The following is an 18,791-nucleotide window of genomic DNA, read 5'->3' on the forward strand; positions in this document are numbered from 1 at the left end:
GTACGGGAGATGGACAAGCCGGTCATCGTGACGGTGGACGACGACCCAGGCGTCTCGCGGGCGGTCGCCCGTGATCTGAGACGCCGCTACGGGCAGGAATACCGCATCGTCCGCGCGGAAACGGCCAGAGACGGTATCGACGCGGTGAAGGAGATGCGGCTGCGGGGTGACGAGGTGGCGGCGATCCTGGCCGACTACCGCATGCCGCAGATGAACGGGGTGCAGTTCCTGGAGGCCGCCATGGATCTGTACCCGTATGCGCGCCGGGTGCTGCTGACCGCCTATGCCGACACCGACGCGGCGATCCAGGCAATCAACGTGGTGGATTTGGACCATTATTTGCTCAAACCTTGGGACCCGCCCGAGGAGAAGTTCTATCCGGTGATCGACGGCCAGCTCGACGCCTGGTTGCGTACCGACCGGGTCGAGCGGACCGAACTGCGGGTGGTGGGCGACCGGTGGTCGGCGCAGTCGTACAAGGTGCGTGACTTCCTGGCCCGCAACCACGTCCCGTACCAGTGGCTGCTCGCCGAGGACCCGGACGGCGCGCAGCTGGTGAAGGCGGCCGGCGAGGGCTGTCACCTGCCGCTGGTGGTGACCTCCGACGGCGAGACGCTGGAGTCGCCCGACCAGGCCACGCTGGCCGCGGCGGTGGGGCTGTCCACGACGCCGGCCACCGACTTCTACGACCTGATCGTGGTGGGCGGCGGCCCTGCCGGGCTCGGCGCCGCCGTTTACGGAGCCTCGGAGGGGCTCAACACCGTGCTGGTGGAGGCGTACTCCTCGGGCGGGCAGGCAGGCCAGAGCTCCAGGATCGAGAACTACCTGGGCTTCCCCGACGGCGTCTCCGGCCAGCAGCTGGCCGACCGGGCCCGCAGGCAGGCGCAGAAGTTCGGGGCCGAGCTGCTGACCGCGCGCAAGGTGATCAGCCTGGAGCCGCGCGGGCAGGCGCGCGTGGTCGGGTTCAAGGACGGCGGCGAGATCGCGGCGCACGCGGTGATCCTGGCCACCGGCGTGACCTATCGGCGGCTGGAGGCGCCCGGCCTCGACGAGTTCGTCGGCCGGGGCGTCTTCTACGGCGCCGCGCTGACCGAGGCGCCCGCGTGCAAGGACACCGAGGTGTTCATCGTGGGGGCGGCCAACTCGGCGGGTCAGGCCGCGGTCTACCTGTCGGGATTCGCGAGCAAGGTTCATTTGTTGGTGAGGAGTGATGGATTGGAGAAGTCCATGTCTCACTACCTCATCGAGCAGATCGCCGCGATCCCCAACATCGAGGTGCACTGTGAGACCCAGGTCGCCGGCGGCGCCGGCGGCGGCCACCTGGAGCGGCTGACGCTGTCCACCAGGGGCGAGCAGCGCACGGTGGACGCGCAGTGGCTGTTCGTCTTCATCGGGGCCGAGCCGTACACGTCCTGGCTGGGCGAGACGGTCGAGCGCGACGCGCGCGGCTTCGTGCTGACGGGCCCCGACCTGGTGCAGGGAGGGCGGCGGCCGCGCAACTGGCCGCTGCGTCGTGAGCCGTACTACCTGGAGACCAACGTGCCAGGAGTGCTGGCCGCCGGCGACGTGCGCGCCGAGTCGATCAAGCGGGTGGCCTCCGCCGTCGGAGAAGGCGCGATGGCCGTCGCGCTCGTGCACCGTTATTTGGAGAAGCAGTGAGCGAGACCGAGTACGCCTGCGGCGCCGAGACCGGCCCCGGATCCAGCACCGTGCCCAACACCGTGCCCAACATCGACATCGACGAGCTGCGCAAGCTGTTCCTGTTCGAACGGCTGACCGACGACCAGCTCACCAAGCTCGCGATCAGCGGCCGGGTGCAGACCTACGCCCAGGACGAGGACGTGCTGCGGCAGGGCGAGCCGGCCGAGTGCTTCGCGGTGCTGCTCGACGGCGAGATCCAGATGATCAGCGAGACGGTCAGCGCCGGGACCGTCGCGATGCCGCGCACCTCCCAGCCGGGCGTCTACGGCGGCGCCACCGCGGCCTACCTGGGCGACCGGGCGCCGCAGACCTACCAGCACACGCTGCGCGCCACCGCTCCGTCGCGCATCTTCATGCTGCCGGCCAAGAAGTTCGCCTACATCGTGGCCGAGTGGTTCCCGATGGCGATGCACCTGCTCGACGGGCTGATGTCCGGCGGGCGGATGCAGCGGGAGATCATCGACCGGCGGCAGCGGCTGACCGCGCTCGGCACGATCACCGCCGGGCTCACGCACGAGCTGAACAACCCGGCCGCGGCGGCCGTGCGCGCGGTGAGCGAGCTGCGTACGCTGATCAAGAACTCGCGCATGCAACTGGCCGGGCTGGCCGAGGCCGGCATCGCGCCCGACAAGCTGCGCGCGCTGATCGAGGCGCAGGAGGCGTGCACGAGCAACCTGGGCAACCAGCCGCAGCGCTCGCCGATGGAGATCTCCGACGCCGAGGACGAGCTCGGCGAGGCGCTGGAGGAGCTGGGCGTCGAGGACGCGTGGGAGCTGACCCCGGCGCTCGTCACCGCCGGCTTCAGCAACGCCTATCTGCAGAAGATCCGCGCCAAGGTGGGCGAGGAGCACACCCCGTCCGCGCTGCACTGGCTGGCCGAGGCCATCGAGATCTCGCAGATGCTCAACGAGGTGACCGAGGCGACCGAGCGCATCACCACGCTCATCCGCTCGGCCAAGCAGTACTCCCAGATGGACCGGGCGCCGTTCCAGCAGGTGGACGTGCACGAGCTGCTCGACAGCACCATCGCGATCTTCCGCGGCAAGATCCCGCCCGGCATCAGCGTGGTTACCGACTACGACCGCACGCTGCCCGAGCTCCCCTGCTACGCGGGCGAGCTCAACCAGGTCTGGACCAACCTCATCCACAACGCCCTCGACGCGATGGGCGAGGAGGGCACGCTCACCATCCGCACCGCCCACGACGAGGACGAGGCGATCGTCGAGATCGGCGACACCGGTCACGGCGTCGAGGAGGCGATCAAGGACCGGATCTTCGAGCCGTTCTTCACCACCAAGACCGTGGGCGAGGGCACGGGGCTCGGCCTCGACATCTCCTACCGCATCGTGGCCGGTCGGCACGGCGGTGAGATCAAGGTCCGCTCGGTGCCGGGTGACACCTGGTTCGAGGTACGACTGCCGCTGCGGGAGGCCGCCAACACTGACTGATTCTCGACTCCGACTTGTCAGAACGCTTACTGACCGCATGTAATGGGTGACCGAAATGCGGGAAGGAGGCGGGCCGGTGGGCACGTCGGAGGCGGTCGCGGGTTCGCGTGGCCTGAGCTCGCTCCTCAAGGTGCTGGGCGGCATCGAACGCCTGGGCAACCGGTTGCCCCACCCGTTCTGGCTCTTCGTCATCCTGAGCGCGCTGCTCGCCCTGGTGAGCTGGGGGCTGGCGGCGGCCGGGGTCTCGGCCGTCAACCCGGCGTCGGGCAAGACCGTCGCGGCTCGCAACCTGCTGTCCGCCGAGGGCGTGCGGATGATGGTCGGCGACGCGATCGAGAACTACACCTCGTTCCCGCCGCTCGGCACGATCCTCGTCGTCATGCTCGGCGTCGCGGTGGCCGAGCGGTCGGGGCTGCTGGCGGCGGTGCTGCGCGGCGGGGTGTCGAAGGTGTCGCCGAAGTGGGTGACGTTCGCGCTGGCGTTCACCGGGATGGTCGCCCACGTGGCCACCGACGCCGCTTACGTGGTGCTCATCCCGCTCGGCGCGCTCGCCTTCCGCGCCGTGGGCCGCAGCCCGATCCTGGGCATCGTGGTGGCGTTCGTGTCGATCTCGGCGGGCTACGACGCGAGCCCGCTCGTCACGCCGGTGGACGCGATCCTGTCCGGGCTGACCACGGCCGCCGCCCACACCGTCGATCCGGCCTACCTGGTGACGCCGCTGGCCAACTACTACTTCTCCATCGCCTCGTCGCTGCTGCTGGCCGGAGCCATCACGGTGGTGACCGAGCGCATCCTGGCCCGCCGGGTCGAGTCGCTGCCGGTCGATCCCGACGCGGAGGAGGACGACCTCGGCTCGCTGACGCTCAGCCCCCGGGAACGCAAGGGGCTGCGCAACGCGCTGATCACGCTCGTGCTGTTCCTGGCCGCGACCGTGGCGGCCGTCCTGCCGGCCGGCTCACCGCTGCGCGGCGAGGGCGGCAGCATCGTGCAGTCGCCGCTGCTCACCTCGATCGCCGTCTTCCTCGGCCTGGCCTTCCTGGCCGTCGGCTGGGCCTACGGCCGGGCCGCGGGCACCGTCACCGGCAGCAGGGACATCCCGGGCTTCATGGCCCACGGGCTGCGCGAGATGGCGCCCATCCTGGTGCTGTTCTTCGCGATCTCGCAGTTCCTCGCGTACTTCAAGTGGACCGGCATCGGCGAGATCATCGCCGTCAACGGGGCCGGCCTGCTGCGTACGGCCGGGGTGAGCGGGCCGGTCGTCTTCCTCGGCATCCTGCTCGTGGTCACCCTGATCAACCTGGTGGTGACCAGCGGCTCGGCCCAGTGGGCGCTGGTCGGGCCGGTGTTCGTGCCGATGCTGATGCTGCTCGACATCCCGCCCGAGTACACCCAGGCCCTCTACCGCATCGCCGACTCGTGCACCAACGCGATCACGCCGATGAGCCCGTACTTCGTGATGGCGCTCGGCTTCCTGCAGCGTTACCGCCGCTCGGCCGGGATCGGCACGCTGGCCTCGATGACGATCCCGCTGGCGTTCACCCTGCTCGTCGTCTGGACGCTGCTGTTCTTCGTGTTCTGGTGGCTCGGCGTCCCGCTCGGCCCTGGAGCGCCCGTTCCCTCCTGACCCCCGCGAAAGGATTCTCGTGCTGATCATCGACTGGACCCGGCAGGCCCTGCCGGCCATGCTCGACGACCTCAGGGCCGTGGTCGAGCTGGAGACCCACAGCTACGACAAGGCCATGCTGGTCAAGGGGCTGCGGGAGATCCGCGCCAGGGCGGTCGGTCACCTCGGCACCCCGGACGACGAGATCCTGCACGAGGGCGGCCGGCACGGCGACATCCTGGAGCTGACCTACCAGGGCACCGCTCCTGGGACGGTGCTCATGCTCAGCCACTACGACACCGTCTGGCCGACCGGCACGCTGAGCGGCTGGCCGTTCGCGGTCGTGGACGGCAAGGCGACCGGTCCTGGCGTCTTCGACATGAAGACCGGGCTCGTGCAGTCCGTCTGGGCACTGCGCGGCCTGCGCGAGCTGGGGCTGCCGCATCCGAGCGTGCGGTTCCTGTTCAACGGCGACGAGGAGATCGGCAGCCCGTCCTCGCGCGAGCACATCGAGGCGGCCAGCGAGGACGCCCTGGCCACGCTGGTGTTCGAGGCGTCCATGGACGGCGCGCTCAAGACGGCGCGCAAGGGCGTGGGGTTGTTCAGCGTGAGCGTCACCGGGATCGAGGCGCACGCCGGGCTGGACCCGTACGCGGGAGCGAGCGCGATCCACGCGCTGGCCGAGATCGTCACCACCCTGGCCGGGGCCGGCTCCCGCGAGCGCGGCACCACCGTCAACGTCGGCCTGATCGGCGGCGGCACCGGCCGCAACGTCGCGGCCGGGCAGGCGACGTGCGGCGTGGACGTCCGGGTGACCGATCCGGCGGAGATGGGCCGCATCGACGACCTCTTCGCCGACCTGCGGGCCTCCGACCCCCGCGTCACCATCTCGGCCACCGGCGAGTGGAACCGCCCGCCGATGACCCCCAACCCCGCCTCGCAGCGGCTGTTCAAGGAGGCCCAGGAGGTGGCGGCCGGGTTCGGCCGGCTGGTGGACGAGGTCGCGGTCGGCGGGGCCAGCGACGGGAACTTCGTCTCGGCGCTCGGGCGCCCGGTGCTCGACGGCATGGGCGCCGTGGGCGACGGGGCGCACGCGCGGCACGAGCATGTGCTGGTGGAGCACATCCCGGAACGTACGGCGCTGACCATGGGGCTGATCACAGCGCTGGCGTAGGTTCTCGCGCGGACGAGCGGGCGTCACCGCCGAGGTGATCGTGCCAAACTATGCCTTGATGGAGTCGAATGCGCGCCATAAAGCTGCCAGGGCACAAGTGGAAGCCCACTGACCGAGGCAGGCCGCATGGCCACAAGATAGGACATCAGGGTGATAACCCACCTTAGCCTGAAAAACTTTAAAGCATGGGAGGACAGCGGACCCATCAAGCTGGGCTCCATAACCGCGTTCTTCGGCAGTAATTCATCAGGCAAGACCAGCTTTCTCCAGAGTCTGCTTCTCATGAAACAGACGATCGAGTCCGCCGACCGGGGCAGAGTGCTTGACCTCGGCGGCACTCCATCCGCTCTCGTCAACCTGGGCACCTTCGAAGACGTGATCTTCCAGCACGACAGGTCGCGAGCCATGGAGATGGCGCTGAGCTGGGCTGAGGGCAAGGACATCGAGGTCCGCGACCCCGAGGAGACGTCCCGCCGGGCTCCCATCGTGTCCAGTCGTGACCTGAGCCTGTCTGTACGCATCTCCGAGGTCGGTTCGTTCCCCGCGGTCGAGGAGGTGCGGTACGGCCTCGGCGATCTGAGTTTTTCGCTGAGCAGAATGCAGACAACACGAGAGCGCTATGAACTGACCTCGGCTGGATTTCGTTTCAAGCGGGCCACCGGCCGCGCCTGGCCACTTCCTCCCCCGGGAAAGTTCTACAGTTTTCCCGACGAGGTGCGCGCGTACTTCCGCAACGCCTCTTTCCTCTCCGACCTGGAACTGCGCTTCGAGAATCTCTTCAGCCGGGTCTTCTATCTCGGCCCCATGCGCCAAGACCCTGAACGGCAGTACATCTGGTCCGGCGGCAGGCCCGTGGACGTCGGCCGGCGCGGAGAGTTCACCGTGGACGCCCTCATCGCCTCGCAGACCGACGGCAAGGTCAACTCGCGCGGTTTCGTCACCCGCAAGGACGGCGGCCGCCGCCGCACGCCCCGGATCAGCATGGAGCAGCACGTCGCCGAATGGCTGACCGAGCTGGGCCTGATCTCGGCTTTCGAGGTCAGGGCCGTCGACGAACGCAAGACTCTCTACCGAGTCAACGTACGCCGCGGGCCCGGCAGCCCGTCCGTGCTCCTGACCGACGTCGGCTTCGGGGTCAGCCAGGTCCTGCCGGTGCTGGTACTCCTCGCCTACGCCCCCGAAGGATCGACCGTCCTGCTGGAGCAGCCCGAGATCCATCTCCATCCCGCCGTACAGGCCGCCCTGGCCGACATCATCATCGAGGCGGCCAAGGCTCGCGGGATCCAGATCATCATGGAGAGCCATTCCGAGCATCTCCTCATGCGCCTGCAGCGGAGAATCGCCGAGCAGGATCTCGACCGCGGCATCCAGCTGCTGCCCGAGGACTGCGAACTCTATTTCTGCGACTTCGTGGACGGCTCGTCCAGGGTCGAGCGACTGAGGATGGACAAGTACGGCAACATCGCCAACTGGCCCAAAGACTTCTTCGGCGACTCCCTGGGTGAAGCCGCGGCGACCACTCGTGCGGCTCGGAAGCGCGCTATTCGTGAGAGGTCTGCTTGAACCATCCCGAGCGCGTCATCATCGACACGAACGTTCTCATCGTGGCAAACGAGAGGTCCCCTCAAGCAACCGACGAATGCGTCATCGCGGCCGTCGACTTCCTGGAGCGGGTCCGCAACGAATCGGTTCTCTTACTCGACTCCGAGAACGAGATATACGACGAATACCGAAGGTACTGCTCGCACAGCGGACAGCCCGGGATGGGCGACGCGTTCTTCCTCCACCTCCACCGTTCGCAGGCCAATCCTGAGCATGTGGCGATCGCTGAGATAACGCCTGTCGAGCATTCCTACGCGGAGGTGCCGGCCACGCTGAGCGGGTTCGACAAGTCCGACCACAAATTCATCGCGGTGGCGAAGACCTGCGAAGACGAGACTCCCATCGTCAACTGCGTGGATTCCGACTGGAGCGAATCGGCCGCCCTGCTGGCCGACGAAGGCGTTCGCGTACTCGAGCTCTGTCCCACCTGTCTGAAGGCGTGCAGATCGTGATCCTCTCAGCGCGGCGGCAGCAGTCGAACATGTGATCTAAAAAACTCTGGATCATGAAGCCCGCCCGGGTTACGATCTTGCCGTCCGCCGGGGCCCTGACCTGAGGCCCCCGGGGCGCGAACGCGTCCCATGAACCCGACGGGAGATCCGACTTTGAGGCGTGCACTGATCGCGTTAGGCATGGTCACACTGAGTAGCGTCCTTGTCACGCTGCCGGCGCAGGCGGCCGTGGAGGTGGCGACGGTGAAGCTGGCCGACAGCTCCGCGGTGGCGCGGGAGGTCGCGGAGTTCTGGCTGGCCGACGACGGCGCCAACCTGCGGGCCGCCACCCCGTACACCGTCCACACGGAGATGACCGCGGAGCGCTCGACCGCGGAGATCGTCCCCGACGGCACGGCGGGATCCTTCGGGCCGGTGGCCCCGGGCGTGCCCGCGGCTCCCGACGGGACCCTGCCCACGCCCTCGGGCAAGGTGTACTTCATCGGCGACGACAACCAGCCCCACTGGTGCACCGGCACGGCCGTGCAGGGCCAGTACCACAACCTGGTCGCGACCGCGGGGCACTGCGTGTTCGACGTCGAGGCTCCGATGGGCGCGCTCGGCAAGTGGGTCTTCGTTCCCGGCCAGGCCGCCGGCACGGCGCCCTTCGGTCTGTACGTGGGCAAGGTGGGCACCGCCCCCTACCCCTTCGACGACGTGCGCGACTACGACCATGACTACGCCTTCGTCAACGTGTGGCGGGGCGTCACCTCCCCCGCGCCCGGCACGTTCACGAACATCGGCCGGTTGGTCGATGTCGTCGGCGGGCAGGGCTTCGCCTACAACCAGCCGGTCGGGCCGCCGGTCGACGTGCTCGGCTTCCCCGCCGGGGCCCATCCCGACGGCAGCCGTCCGTACACCGGTGCGACGCTCGAACGGTCGGCGGGGGCGACGTTCGCGGCGTCGGTGGGCCTTCCGCGCATGGACCAGCCGGTCGGCGCGGAGTCCCCGTTCACCGGCGAGGGGTCGATCGGGTCGGCGTGGGTGAGCGGCTACGCGGCGGACAGCGGCCTCGGCGTCCTGAACGGCATCACGATCAGCGCCTCCGACACCGACGGCGACGGCCGCTACGACACCGGGGTGTCGCCGTACTTCGGCAGCGAGGCGGCCCAGGTCTGGAGACGCGCGATGAAGAACTGGACCGGCATCATCACCCGATAACACCCCTCAGCAACGAAAAGGGGTTGCCTGCGGCACGGGCCCGGCTTCTAGGGTGGTGCGGTGACTGTTCAGGTGATCGTGCTCAACGGTGGCTCCAGTTCCGGTAAGTCGGGCATCACCCGCTGCCTCCAGGCGATCCTGCCGGAGCCGTGGCTGGCCGCCGGCGTCGACTCCTTCGTCGAGTCGATGCCGGCGTCCATGGAGGGCTCGGCGGCGGGCATCGAGTTCGGCCCTGACGGCGAGGTGAGCGTCGGGCCCGAGTTCATGCGGCTGGAGGCGGCCTGGCGGGAGGGCGTCGCCGCGATGGCCCGCGCGGGCGCCCGGATCGTCATCGACGACGTCTTCCTCGGCGGGCCGTCCTCCCAGCAGCGCTGGGAGAAGGTCCTCACCGGGCTGGAGGTGCTGTGGGTCGGCGTCCGGTGCGACGTCGCGGTGGCGGAGGGCCGCGAGGTCGCCCGCGGCGACCGGGTCCGCGGGATGGCCGCCCAGCAGGCGGAGGTGGTGCACGAGGGCGTGCACTACGACCTGGAGGTGGACACCACCCGCACCGAGGCCATGGAGTGCGCACGGGCCATCGCTGCCCGCGCCCGGTAAGAGCCACCTGGTAGCAACCACCCGGCAAGAGCCGCCCGGCCCCGGCGAGCGGTCCGCGTCGCGCGCCGGGCCCATGCCGCCGGACCTCTCGCGTGGTACGCTCCCAAGCGAGCGCTTGGTTTAGCGAGAGGCCGCCGCATGAAGTTCTCGACCTTCCACCTCTTCCACCGCTTCGACGGACAGAGCTTCAAGGACGTCTACGACTACCACCTGGAGCTCATCGAGCTGGCCGAGGAGCTGGGGTTCGACGGGGTACGGCTGGCCGAGCACCACTTCCGCGACTACGGCGTCGTCCCCAACCTGTTCACCATGCTCGCGCACGCCGCCGCCCGCACCACCGACCTGCGGCTCGGCACCGGCATCGTGGTGCTGCCGCTGCACGATCCCCTCCACGTCGCGGAGGAGGCGGCGCTGGTGGACGTGCTGTCCGGGGGGCGGCTGGACCTGGGGATCGGGCGGGGGTACCAGAGCTTCGAGTTCGAGGGGTTCGGCATCGACCTGGCCGAGGCGCGCGACCGGTTCAACGAGGCGCTGGAGGTGATCGTCGGGCTCTGGACGCAGGACTCGTACCAGCACGAGGGCAAGTTCTACAAGACCGGGACCGAGGTGTCGCTGGTGCCCAGGCCGCTGCAGAGCCCGCATCCGCCGCTGCACGTCGCGTCCGTCTCGCCGGAAACGGTCACCATGTACGCCGAGCGCGGCCTGCCCATCCTGGCCGATCCGGCGGCGCCGTTCAGGAAGGTCGTCAAGGCGGCCGAGACCTGGCGGGAGACGGCCGCGCGGGCGGGGCACCAGGAGCGGGCCGATCTCGTGGTGGCCCGCAGCGTGTACGTCGCCCCCACCCTCGAACAGGCCCGCGCCGACCAGGAGCGGTTCGAGGCGTCGTTCGACCGCTCGCGCATCTTCAACGAGCGCAGCGCCCCCATCGACCCGAAGACCGGCCGCGCGGCGCAGGGCTTCGAGTACTACCAGGACCGCTACCTCAAGGGCGGCTCGGTCTCGACCGAGTTCCGGTGGGAGCAACTGGAGGTGATCGGCGACCCGGCCCGGGTGATCGAGCAGATCTCGCTGCTCAGGGACGCCGGGTTCGGCAACCTGCTGTGCGACTTCGGCAGCACCAGGCCGATGCCGCTGGAGGACATGAAGCGGGTCATGCGCTTCTTCGCGACCGAAGTCATGCCGGCCTTTGGAGACCGATGATGATCCACAGCCTGTCGCTGTCCGACGTACTCGCCGACCACGCCCGCAGCCGCCCCGGCGTGACCGCCACGGTGGACGGCGAGGCCCGCCACACCTACGCCGAGCTGGACCTGCGGGTGACCAGGCTGGCGGCGGCGCTGTCCGGCTCCGGCGTCGCCACCGGGGACCGGGTGGTGTGGCTGGGGCAGAACTCGCACGCCGTGCTGGAGCTGCTGCTGGCCTGCTCGCGGCTGGGCGCCGTGTTCTGCCCGGCCAACTGGCGGCAGTCGCCGGACGAGCTGCGTTTCGTGCTCGACGACCTGACCCCGTCCGTGGTCGTCTACGAGCCGTCGGAGGCCACCACGGCCCTGCGCGCCGCCGGCGCGGGGACGTGGCTCCAGGCCGGCGAGGAGTACGAGCGGGCCGTCGCGGAGGCGCCGGTGCGCGAGTTCGCCCAGGTGGACGACGCCGAACCCGTCCTCGCCCTCTACACCGCGGCCTTCGCCGGGCGGCCCAGCGCCGCCCTGCTGAGCAGCGCCGCGCTCGTCGCGCACGCCACGTCCCTGCTCGTCGTACGGCAGATGGAGCCCGGCTTCACCTTCCTCAGCGACGGCCCGCTCTTCCACGTCGGCACCATGATGTTCTGCCTGGCCACGTTCCAGATCGGCGGCACGAACGTCTTCACCCCCGCCTTCGACCCCGAGGAGGTCTGCCGGCTGATCGACGCCGAGCGGGTGACGCAGGCGTTCCTGTTCGGGCCGATGATCGACGCGGTGGCCAAGGCGAACGCGGGCGGCAAGTACGACCTGTCCTCGCTGCGCTTCGTCTCCCACTCCGCCGAGTGGGACGACATGATCACCGTGGACGACTCGCCGTGGTGCCGCTCCAAGATGGGCGGGTACGGGCAGACCGAGGTGGGCGGCATGCTCACCTTCCTCGGGCTGGCGGAGGGCGGGGCCGGGTTCGCGGGGCGGCCGTCGCCGCTGGTGCAGGTGCGGTTGCTGGCTCCGGACGGCACGGAGGTTCCGGCGGGTGAGGTCGGGGAGATCTGCGCCCGCGGCAAGACCCTCTTTTCCGGATATTTCGCCCGGCCCGACTTAAATGCGGAAAAGACGGCGTACGGCTGGCATCACACCGGCGACCTCGGCCGCCGCGAGTCCGACGGCACCCTCACCTTCATCGGCCCCAAGCTGCGCATGATCAAGTCGGGCGCCGAGAACGTCTACCCGGCCGAAGTGGAACGGGCGCTCAAGACGCACCCGGCCGTCGCGGACGCCGCCGTCATCGGCGTCCCCGACCCCGACTGGCAGCAGGCGGTCAAGGCCGTCGTCGCCCTGCGGCCCGAGGCCGAGGAGGTTACCGCCGACGATCTGATCGAGCACGTACGCACGCTGCTGGCGTCGTACAAGAAGCCCAAGCACGTGGTGTTCGTGGACGCCATCCCCAAACGCGGCTTCACCCCCGACTACGACGCCCTGGACGCGGCGCACGGCGGCGGTGGCTACCCGGGCAGCGCCTGATCAGCCCCGGAGCAGCGGCGGCCCCGGGGATCAGCCCCGGGGCAGCGGCAGCCCGGCCTCCAGGTGCCGCAGTGCCCGGTCGAGCTGGGCGGGCGCGTCCATCTCCGGGTCCTTCACCCACTCGAACCAGAGGGCGAGCATCACCCCGATGATCGCCCCGGTGACGTTGCGCAGCTCTGGATCGTCCGGTTCGCGCCCTTCGCGGGCCGCCAGCCGTTCCCGCAGCGTGGTGATCACGCCGGTGACGTTCTCCATGCTCGACGCCCACAGCTCGGGCACCGAGAACATCAGCCGCTCCCGTTCCAGGCTGTCGGCGCGCTCCTCCGGCGTCTGCGCCTCGATCACCGCCGCCATCGCCATCCGTACGGCCGCGACGGGACCGGCGTCAGGCGGCACCGCGTCGAGCGCCTCCATGAGCGGCGGGAACTGGTCGACCATCACCAGGTCCTCTTTGGTCGCGAAATAGCGGAAGACGGTGCTGGGCGCCACCTCCGCCGCGTCCGCGATCTGCTCGACCGTCGTGGCGGAGTATCCCTGCTCGCGGAAGAGCCGCAGCGCCTCCTTCTGGATCAACGCCCTGGTCTTGGCCTTCTTGCGTTCGCGCAGGCCCGGTCGGTCGCTCATGATCCACATTCTCCGGGGGCGGGGCCCCGCACGTCCACTTCCGCAGGCGATCAGAGGATGGCCAGCGGGGTGAGCGGGCTGCCCGTGCCGCCCTCGATCCGCAGCGGCGCCGCCACGAACACGAACGTGCCGCGCCCCGCCGCCGCCAGCTCCTCCAGCCAGAGCATCTCGATCAGGTGGATGCCGTGCCGGTGCAGCAGGATCAGGTGCAGGTCGTCCTCGATCGGCTCGTCGGCCATGCCGCGCGCGTTCAGCCCGCCGATGGCGGCGTTGTCGGAGGCGACCGCCGCCACGTCGTGCGCCGCCAGCCAGCGGCCCGCCTCGGCCGACAGGCCGGGCTGGCCCGACCAGTACTCCTCGCGCGAGCGCTGCCACACCACCGGCCATCCGGTACGGACGACCGCCACGTCCCCCGGCGCCGGCGTGGCGATCTCCTCCAGCAGGCCCGCCTCGACGCGGTAGTCCGCCGGCAGGTGGTCGAGGCCGAGCCTGCCGGGCAGGTCGTACAGCACTCCCCTGGCCACCACCCCGCCCACGTGCTCGATGCCGCACCGGGTGGCGCCGTAGGAGCGGACCCTGGCCGCCGGGTGGCCGTTGTAGAGCTCGTCGCCCGACCACATGTGGCACAGCGCGTCCATGTGGGTCGTCGTGCCGTGCCCGGTGACGACCAGGGCGTCGTCGGCCACCCGCAGGCCCGCCCCGATCGGCCGGGCCCCGGCCGCGTAGTCGCCGCCGTCCACGGACATGAAGTGCTGCGGCAGCGGGCGGCCCGGCAGGTGCGGGACGGTCTGCGGGGCCGGCGAGGAGGTGGCGCCCCTGATCGGCATGGCCAGGCTCAGCACCTCGCCGGTGGTGGCGCTGCGCAGGGCGTCGAGGACGACGGCGGGGGTGAGGAGGTTGAGGGTCCCCCGCTGATCGTCTGGGCCGAATCGTCCCCAGTTGTTAGGCTCGGCAGCCAAGTGAGCACTTCCTTCCTGGCGGAGGTCTGATGCACTGCGATCCTCGGTTCTCCCGCGTACGCGAGGTCTTCGAACGAAACTTCGCCGTCGGCGAGGAACTGGGGGCGGCCTTCGCCGTCTACCTGGACGGCGAACCTGTCGTGGACCTGTGGGACGGCGTGGCCGACCGGCACACCGGCCGGGCCTGGGAGCGCGACACCCCTGCCTTCGCCTACTCCTGCACCAAGGCGATCACCGCCGCCGTCCTGCTGCGGCTGGTGGAGCGGGGGCTGGTGGACGTCAGGGCGCCGGTCGCGGCGTACTGGCCGGAGTTCGCGGCGGGCGGCAAGGAGACGGTCACCGTCGAGCACCTGCTCAGCCACCAGGCCGGGCTGCCGGTGGTGGCGGAGCCGGTGCCGGTCGAGGAGTTCGAGGACCAGCCGGCCATCGCGGCCCGGCTGGCCGGCCAGGAGCCCCTGTGGGAGCCGGGCTCGGCGCACGGGTATCACGCGCTGACGTACGGGTTCCTGGTGGGCGAGGTGATCAGGCGGGTGACGGGCAAGTCGGTGGGCGAGCTGGTGGCCGCCGAGATCGCCGGCCCGCTGGGGCTGGAGCTGTGGGTGGGCGCGCCGGACGCGGTGATCGCCCGCACGGCGCGGCTCAAGGCCGGCGAACGCGCCCGCCCCGAGGTCACGGAGACCCCGGCAGGCGAACGGGCCGGCGCTGCGGGAACCCCGGCGGGCGGGCGGCCCGGCACCACGGGAGCCCCGTCTGACCCGGGATCTGGCAGCACGGACACCGGCGCCACGGAGGCTCCGGCCGGCGGGCGGGCTGACGACGTGCTGGCGCGGATGGCGCGGGCGGCGCTCGACCCGCACAGTCTGATGAACCGGGCGCTCGGCAACCCCGGCATGCACCTGCTCAAGGGCGGCGCGAACCACCCGGTGATCCTGCGCGCCGGCTGGCCCGCGGCCGGAGTCGTGACCACCGCCAGAGGGCTGGCCGGGTTCTACCGCGCGCTGCTCTCCGGCGACCTGCTGCGCCAGGAGACGCTGACCGAGGCCCTGCGGCCACGGGTGAACGGCCCCGACCGGGTGCTGCTGCTCGACACCTCGTTCGGGCTCGGCTTCATGCGGCCGTCGCTCACGTTCCCGACACCGTCGCCGACCGCGTTCGGGCATTCGGGGATGGGCGGCTCCATCGGCTGGGGCGATCCCGGGCACGGCCTGGCCATCGGGTACGTGATGAACCAGATGTCCGACGCGGTCTCCGGCAACCTGCGCGCCCTGCGCCTGGTGCAGGCGGTCTACGACTCCCTGTGAGCGTGTCTGTGAGCGCATGACGGTTCAGTGCATGGTCACGCCGCCGCTCACCGACAGGGTCTGCCCGGTGATGTACGCGGCGCGTTCCGTACAGAGGTAGGCGACCAGACCCGCCACGTCGGCGGGAGCGCCGAGGCGGCGCAGCGGGATGCCCCGGGCGATCTTGTCGACCAGCCCGGGCTCGGCCTCCGACACCCTGCGCAGCATGGGGGTGTCGGTCGGGCCCGGGCAGACCACGTTGGCGGTGACGTGCGCCCTGGCGGCCTCGCGAGCCAGCGTCTTGGCCAGGCCGAAGAGCCCGGCCTTGGTCGCCGCGTACGCGCCTTCCCCGCCCGAGCCGGCCCTGGCCCCGTCGGAGGAGATGAACACCAGCCGCCCCCAGCCCCGCTCCAGCATGCCGGGCAGCAGCAGTTTGGTCAGCAGCATCGGCCCGCGCAGGTTGACCTGCCACATGAGGTCCCAGTCCGCCGGATCGCTCTCGACGAACGGCCGCACGATCGACACCCCGGCGTTGTGCACCAGGATGTCCGCCCGCCCCACCGCGCCCGCGAACTCCGCCACGGCCACCGGCGACGCCAGGTCCACGGGCAGCGCCTCGGCGTCCTGGAGGGTGGCCGCGACCTTCGCGGCGCCGGGCAGGTCCACGTCCGCCACGACGACCTTCGCCCCGAGCGCGGCCAGGTCGGCGGCGATGGCCGCGCCGATCGCGCCCGCCGCCCCGGTCACCACCGCCGTGCGCCCGTCCAGGCGCATCCCTTCCATCATCGCCACGTCTCCACCAGGCCGGCGGCGGTGGTGCGGGTGGCGAGCAGGCTGACCGTGTGCTTCAGCACGGCCCGCGCGTAGTCGTCGGGGATGCCCGCGACCGCGTCGGTGACCACCGTGACCCGATAGCCCAGATTGACCGCCTCCAGCGCCAGCCCGGGGATGCCCAGGTTGAGCGAGACGCCGAGCGCGACCACGGACGAGACGCCGAGTGAGCGCAGCGTCATGTCGAGCGAGGTGCCGGTGAACGGGGAGAAGCCGTGGTGCCGGCGGCTCTCCAGGTCGTCGTCCGCGCGCAGCTCGGGCAGGACCTCGACGGCGCCCGTGCCCTCCAGCATGTGCTCGGGGTCCTTCAGGAGAGCGACGATGAACGGGCAGTTGTCGCTGTGGGAGCCGGCCCGGTCGGGCCGGAAGGCGGCCGTGCAGTGGATCACCGGGATCTCGGCCCGCCTGGCCGCCCGGAGGACGAGGGCCGTGTTGGCGATCACGTCGCGCCGCGCGCACACCGCCACCAGATCCGGAAATTTCGTCAGATCGCCGACGACGCCTCGTTGCATCTCCATCACCAGCACCGCCACGCGCCCCACCGGCGACCTCCACCTGTTCTTAGCCGAGCGCTTGCTTGGGAAGCATAACACCGGCACACAGCGTCATCTCCCATCCACACGGGGCGAAATATCTCCGGTCGTGACAACCCGCACCCCGGGTGAGACCGTCGAATCGATGACGGCTGCCTATGGGGGTAGGACTTGGTTCCTGGTTACCGTGAAGTACGCCAGCTCGGCTCCGGCCGCACCGGCCGCGTGTTCCTCGCCACCTACCAGGCCACGGGCGCGTACGTGGCGATCAAGTACCTGAACGCCACCCTGCGCAGGGACGCCGAGTTCATGGACCGCTTCCGGTCGGACACCCACCAGCTCGTCGAGATCGACGACCCCAACGTGGTGCGCCTGTACGAATACGTCGAGACCCCCACCAGGGCGGCCGTGGTCATGGAACTGGTGGACGGCGTCTCCCTGCGCACGCTGCTGGCCGAGCACGGCAGGACCGGGCCCGAGGCGGCGCTGGCCGTGCTCAAGAGCACGCTGCTGGCCCTGGCCGCCGCGCACGAGAAGGGCGTGCCCCACCGGGACGTCAGCCCGGACAACGTCCTGGTCCAGGCCGACGGCACCAGCAAGCTGAGCGACTTCGGCGTCGTGGTGCACGCCGAGGAGCCGGGCGTGCCGGCGGGGACTCCCGCTTACATGGCGCCCGAGCTGTGGACGCAGGAACGGGCGGGGCCGCCGGCCGACGTGTACGCGGCGGCATGCGTGCTGTTCGAGGCGGTCAGGGGGCGGCCGCCGTACCGGGCGTTCAAGGAAGGGGAGGAGGGGGCGCAGGACGTCCCGGCGCTGCGGGACAAGCACCTGGTGGAGCCGGTGCCGCTGGAGGTGGTGCCGGACGCGCTGCGCGACCTGCTCAGGCGGGGGCTGGCCAAGGACCCTGCGGTCAGGTACGCCTCCGCCAGGCAGTTCGCGGCCGAGCTCGAACAGGACGCGGTCGCGAACTACGGCCCCGACTGGGAGAAGCGCGGGCGGCGGCATCTGGCGGAACTGGCCACACTGCTCGCGCTGCGTTTCCCGCTGGCCAGGACCGACCGCACCGCCCCCGCCGCGACCGGCCTGCGCGACCGGCTGCTGAGCCTGCCCAGGCTGCCACCCCAGCTGTGGGTGGCGGGCGCGGCCGTGATGACGACGGTGATCGCGATCATGCTGTCCGGCAGCGGGCTGCCCGCTGGGCCCGGGACGATCCTCATGCCGCCGCCCAAGGCCAGGACCGAGGCCGCCCCCGCCACCCCTGCCCTCACCCGGAGCCGCGCCCCCACCCCGCCCGTCCCCACCTCGTCCGCAGCCACCTCGTCCGCGGCCACCCCGGCCCGAACGCGCACCGCCTCTGCTCCCCCACTTCCCACCGGTGTCACGTCCCCGCCCGCGCCGCCGCGCCGCGACCCGGGGACCGGCGGCTCGGGGTCGGCCGCCACGGTGCGCGCCGCGACCATCCTCAACTGGAGCGGTACGACGGGCTCGATCTCGGTCGCGGCGGCCGGGACGGGGACGGTGCGGCTGCGGATCTCGTACACGCGGCGCGACGGGGACGGGGAGGCGGCCAGGACCGTCCGGCAGGAGACCCGCACGCTGCGCGGCAGCACCGCCTACACCAGCACGGTCCGGCACGATCCCGGCGAGGTCGTGTGTGGCGGGCGGGCGTACCTGGGCATTCTGGTCATGACGGAGCCGGCTGCGGGGAACGGGCCGCAGGTGAGCGAGGTGGCGGTGAACGGTCCCGCCTGCCCGGTCCCGACCACCAGCGCCTCCGCGAGCGCCTCCCCGTCCGCGAGCCGCCCGCCCGCCTCCACGCCCGGCCTGACATCCTCCTCCACTCCCACATCCGGCCTCAGCACGCGGGGCACCAGCGTGCCCGACGTCGGGACGCGCGCCACCGACGCGCCCAACCCGTCCGGCTCGTCCAGTTCATCCGGCTCGTCGCTTTCTGAGGCTCCGGGCGAGCCGCCCGAGGAGATGTCCGAGGAGGCGTCCGGTCCGGAGGCGGGGGCGTCGATCGGGGATGCGGCGCGGGAGTCGTTCCAGGGGGAGTGACCGGCCCGGGCGGGTCTTGTCGGTCAACCAAGC

At 70.8% G+C, this 18,791-nt stretch carries 16 protein-coding genes; 12 read left to right on the top strand and 4 right to left on the bottom strand.

Features of this window, described 5'->3' with window-relative positions; genetic code table 11:
* Positions 1–9: 9 nt before the first annotated feature.
* From AB0C27_RS04770 to AB0C27_RS04815, 10 genes are all read left to right on the top strand, one after another.
* Complete coding sequence (locus AB0C27_RS04770) at positions 10–1,659, top strand: FAD-dependent oxidoreductase (protein WP_357837809.1); 1,650 nt, start codon at positions 10–12, stop codon at positions 1,657–1,659.
* Positions 1,656–3,149 (top strand): ATP-binding protein, encoded by a 1,494-nt coding sequence (locus AB0C27_RS04775; RefSeq protein WP_357837812.1) that lies wholly within the window; start codon positions 1,656–1,658, stop codon positions 3,147–3,149. The genes AB0C27_RS04770 and AB0C27_RS04775 overlap by 4 nt, the downstream gene beginning before the upstream one ends.
* A gap of 76 nt (positions 3,150–3,225) precedes the next feature.
* Entirely contained in the window at positions 3,226–4,773 is a 1,548-nt protein-coding gene (locus tag AB0C27_RS04780) for an AbgT family transporter (RefSeq protein WP_357837815.1), read from the top strand.
* 19 nt (positions 4,774–4,792) lie between these two features.
* On the top strand, positions 4,793–5,926 hold the full coding sequence (locus tag AB0C27_RS04785) for a M20 family metallopeptidase (RefSeq protein WP_357837818.1): 1,134 nt from the start codon (positions 4,793–4,795) through the stop codon (positions 5,924–5,926).
* Between the two features lie 150 nt (positions 5,927–6,076).
* The gene (locus AB0C27_RS04790; protein ID WP_357837821.1) at positions 6,077–7,489 is read left to right on the top strand and encodes a DUF3696 domain-containing protein; all 1,413 of its coding nucleotides are present in this window, start codon (positions 6,077–6,079) and stop codon (positions 7,487–7,489) included.
* Entirely contained in the window at positions 7,486–7,980 is a 495-nt protein-coding gene (locus tag AB0C27_RS04795; protein ID WP_357837824.1) for a hypothetical protein, read from the top strand. The genes AB0C27_RS04790 and AB0C27_RS04795 overlap by 4 nt, the downstream gene beginning before the upstream one ends.
* A gap of 180 nt (positions 7,981–8,160) precedes the next feature.
* Positions 8,161–9,180 carry a hypothetical protein gene (locus AB0C27_RS04800; protein ID WP_357837828.1) on the top strand — a complete coding sequence of 340 codons (1,020 nt, stop codon included), beginning with the start codon at positions 8,161–8,163 and terminating at the stop codon, positions 9,178–9,180.
* Between the two features lie 60 nt (positions 9,181–9,240).
* Positions 9,241–9,774, top strand: a complete 534-nt coding sequence (cpt, locus tag AB0C27_RS04805) for a chloramphenicol phosphotransferase CPT (protein WP_357837831.1) — start codon at positions 9,241–9,243, stop codon at positions 9,772–9,774.
* Between the two features lie 138 nt (positions 9,775–9,912).
* A complete protein-coding gene (locus AB0C27_RS04810; protein WP_357837834.1) occupies positions 9,913–10,974 on the top strand; it encodes an LLM class flavin-dependent oxidoreductase in 1,062 nt (353 codons plus the stop codon).
* Complete coding sequence (locus AB0C27_RS04815; RefSeq protein ID WP_357837837.1) at positions 10,971–12,473, top strand: AMP-binding protein; 1,503 nt, start codon at positions 10,971–10,973, stop codon at positions 12,471–12,473. Before AB0C27_RS04810 ends, AB0C27_RS04815 begins: the two co-directional genes overlap by 4 nt.
* Before the next feature lie 30 nt (positions 12,474–12,503).
* Here the strand turns inward: AB0C27_RS04815 and AB0C27_RS04820 are convergent, their stop codons facing one another.
* On the bottom strand, positions 12,504–13,097 hold the full coding sequence (locus AB0C27_RS04820) for a TetR family transcriptional regulator (RefSeq protein ID WP_357837840.1): 594 nt from the start codon (positions 13,095–13,097) through the stop codon (positions 12,504–12,506).
* 50 nt (positions 13,098–13,147) lie between these two features.
* Entirely contained in the window at positions 13,148–14,056 is a 909-nt protein-coding gene (locus AB0C27_RS04825) for a cyclase family protein (RefSeq protein WP_357837843.1), read from the bottom strand.
* Positions 14,057–14,085: 29 nt separating this feature from the next.
* Here AB0C27_RS04825 and AB0C27_RS04830 point away from each other — a divergent pair, with 29 nt between their 5' ends.
* The gene (locus AB0C27_RS04830) at positions 14,086–15,357 is read left to right on the top strand and encodes a serine hydrolase domain-containing protein (protein ID WP_357837846.1); all 1,272 of its coding nucleotides are present in this window, start codon (positions 14,086–14,088) and stop codon (positions 15,355–15,357) included.
* Positions 15,358–15,381: 24 nt separating this feature from the next.
* Here the strand turns inward: AB0C27_RS04830 and AB0C27_RS04835 are convergent, their stop codons facing one another.
* Complete coding sequence (locus AB0C27_RS04835) at positions 15,382–16,119, bottom strand: SDR family NAD(P)-dependent oxidoreductase (protein ID WP_357838022.1); 738 nt, start codon at positions 16,117–16,119, stop codon at positions 15,382–15,384.
* The gene (locus AB0C27_RS04840) at positions 16,119–16,709 is read right to left on the bottom strand and encodes an isochorismatase family cysteine hydrolase (protein WP_357837849.1); all 591 of its coding nucleotides are present in this window, start codon (positions 16,707–16,709) and stop codon (positions 16,119–16,121) included. The genes AB0C27_RS04835 and AB0C27_RS04840 overlap by 1 nt, the downstream gene beginning before the upstream one ends.
* Before the next feature lie 162 nt (positions 16,710–16,871).
* On the opposite strand from AB0C27_RS04840, the gene AB0C27_RS04845 reads away from it, so the two are divergent.
* Entirely contained in the window at positions 16,872–18,758 is a 1,887-nt protein-coding gene (locus tag AB0C27_RS04845; protein ID WP_357837852.1) for a protein kinase, read from the top strand.
* Positions 18,759–18,791: the final 33 nt, after the last annotated feature.

This window comes from Nonomuraea sp. NPDC048882 (genome assembly GCF_040649755.1).
GTDB classification, from domain to species: Bacteria; Actinomycetota; Actinomycetes; order Streptosporangiales; family Streptosporangiaceae; genus Nonomuraea; species Nonomuraea maheshkhaliensis.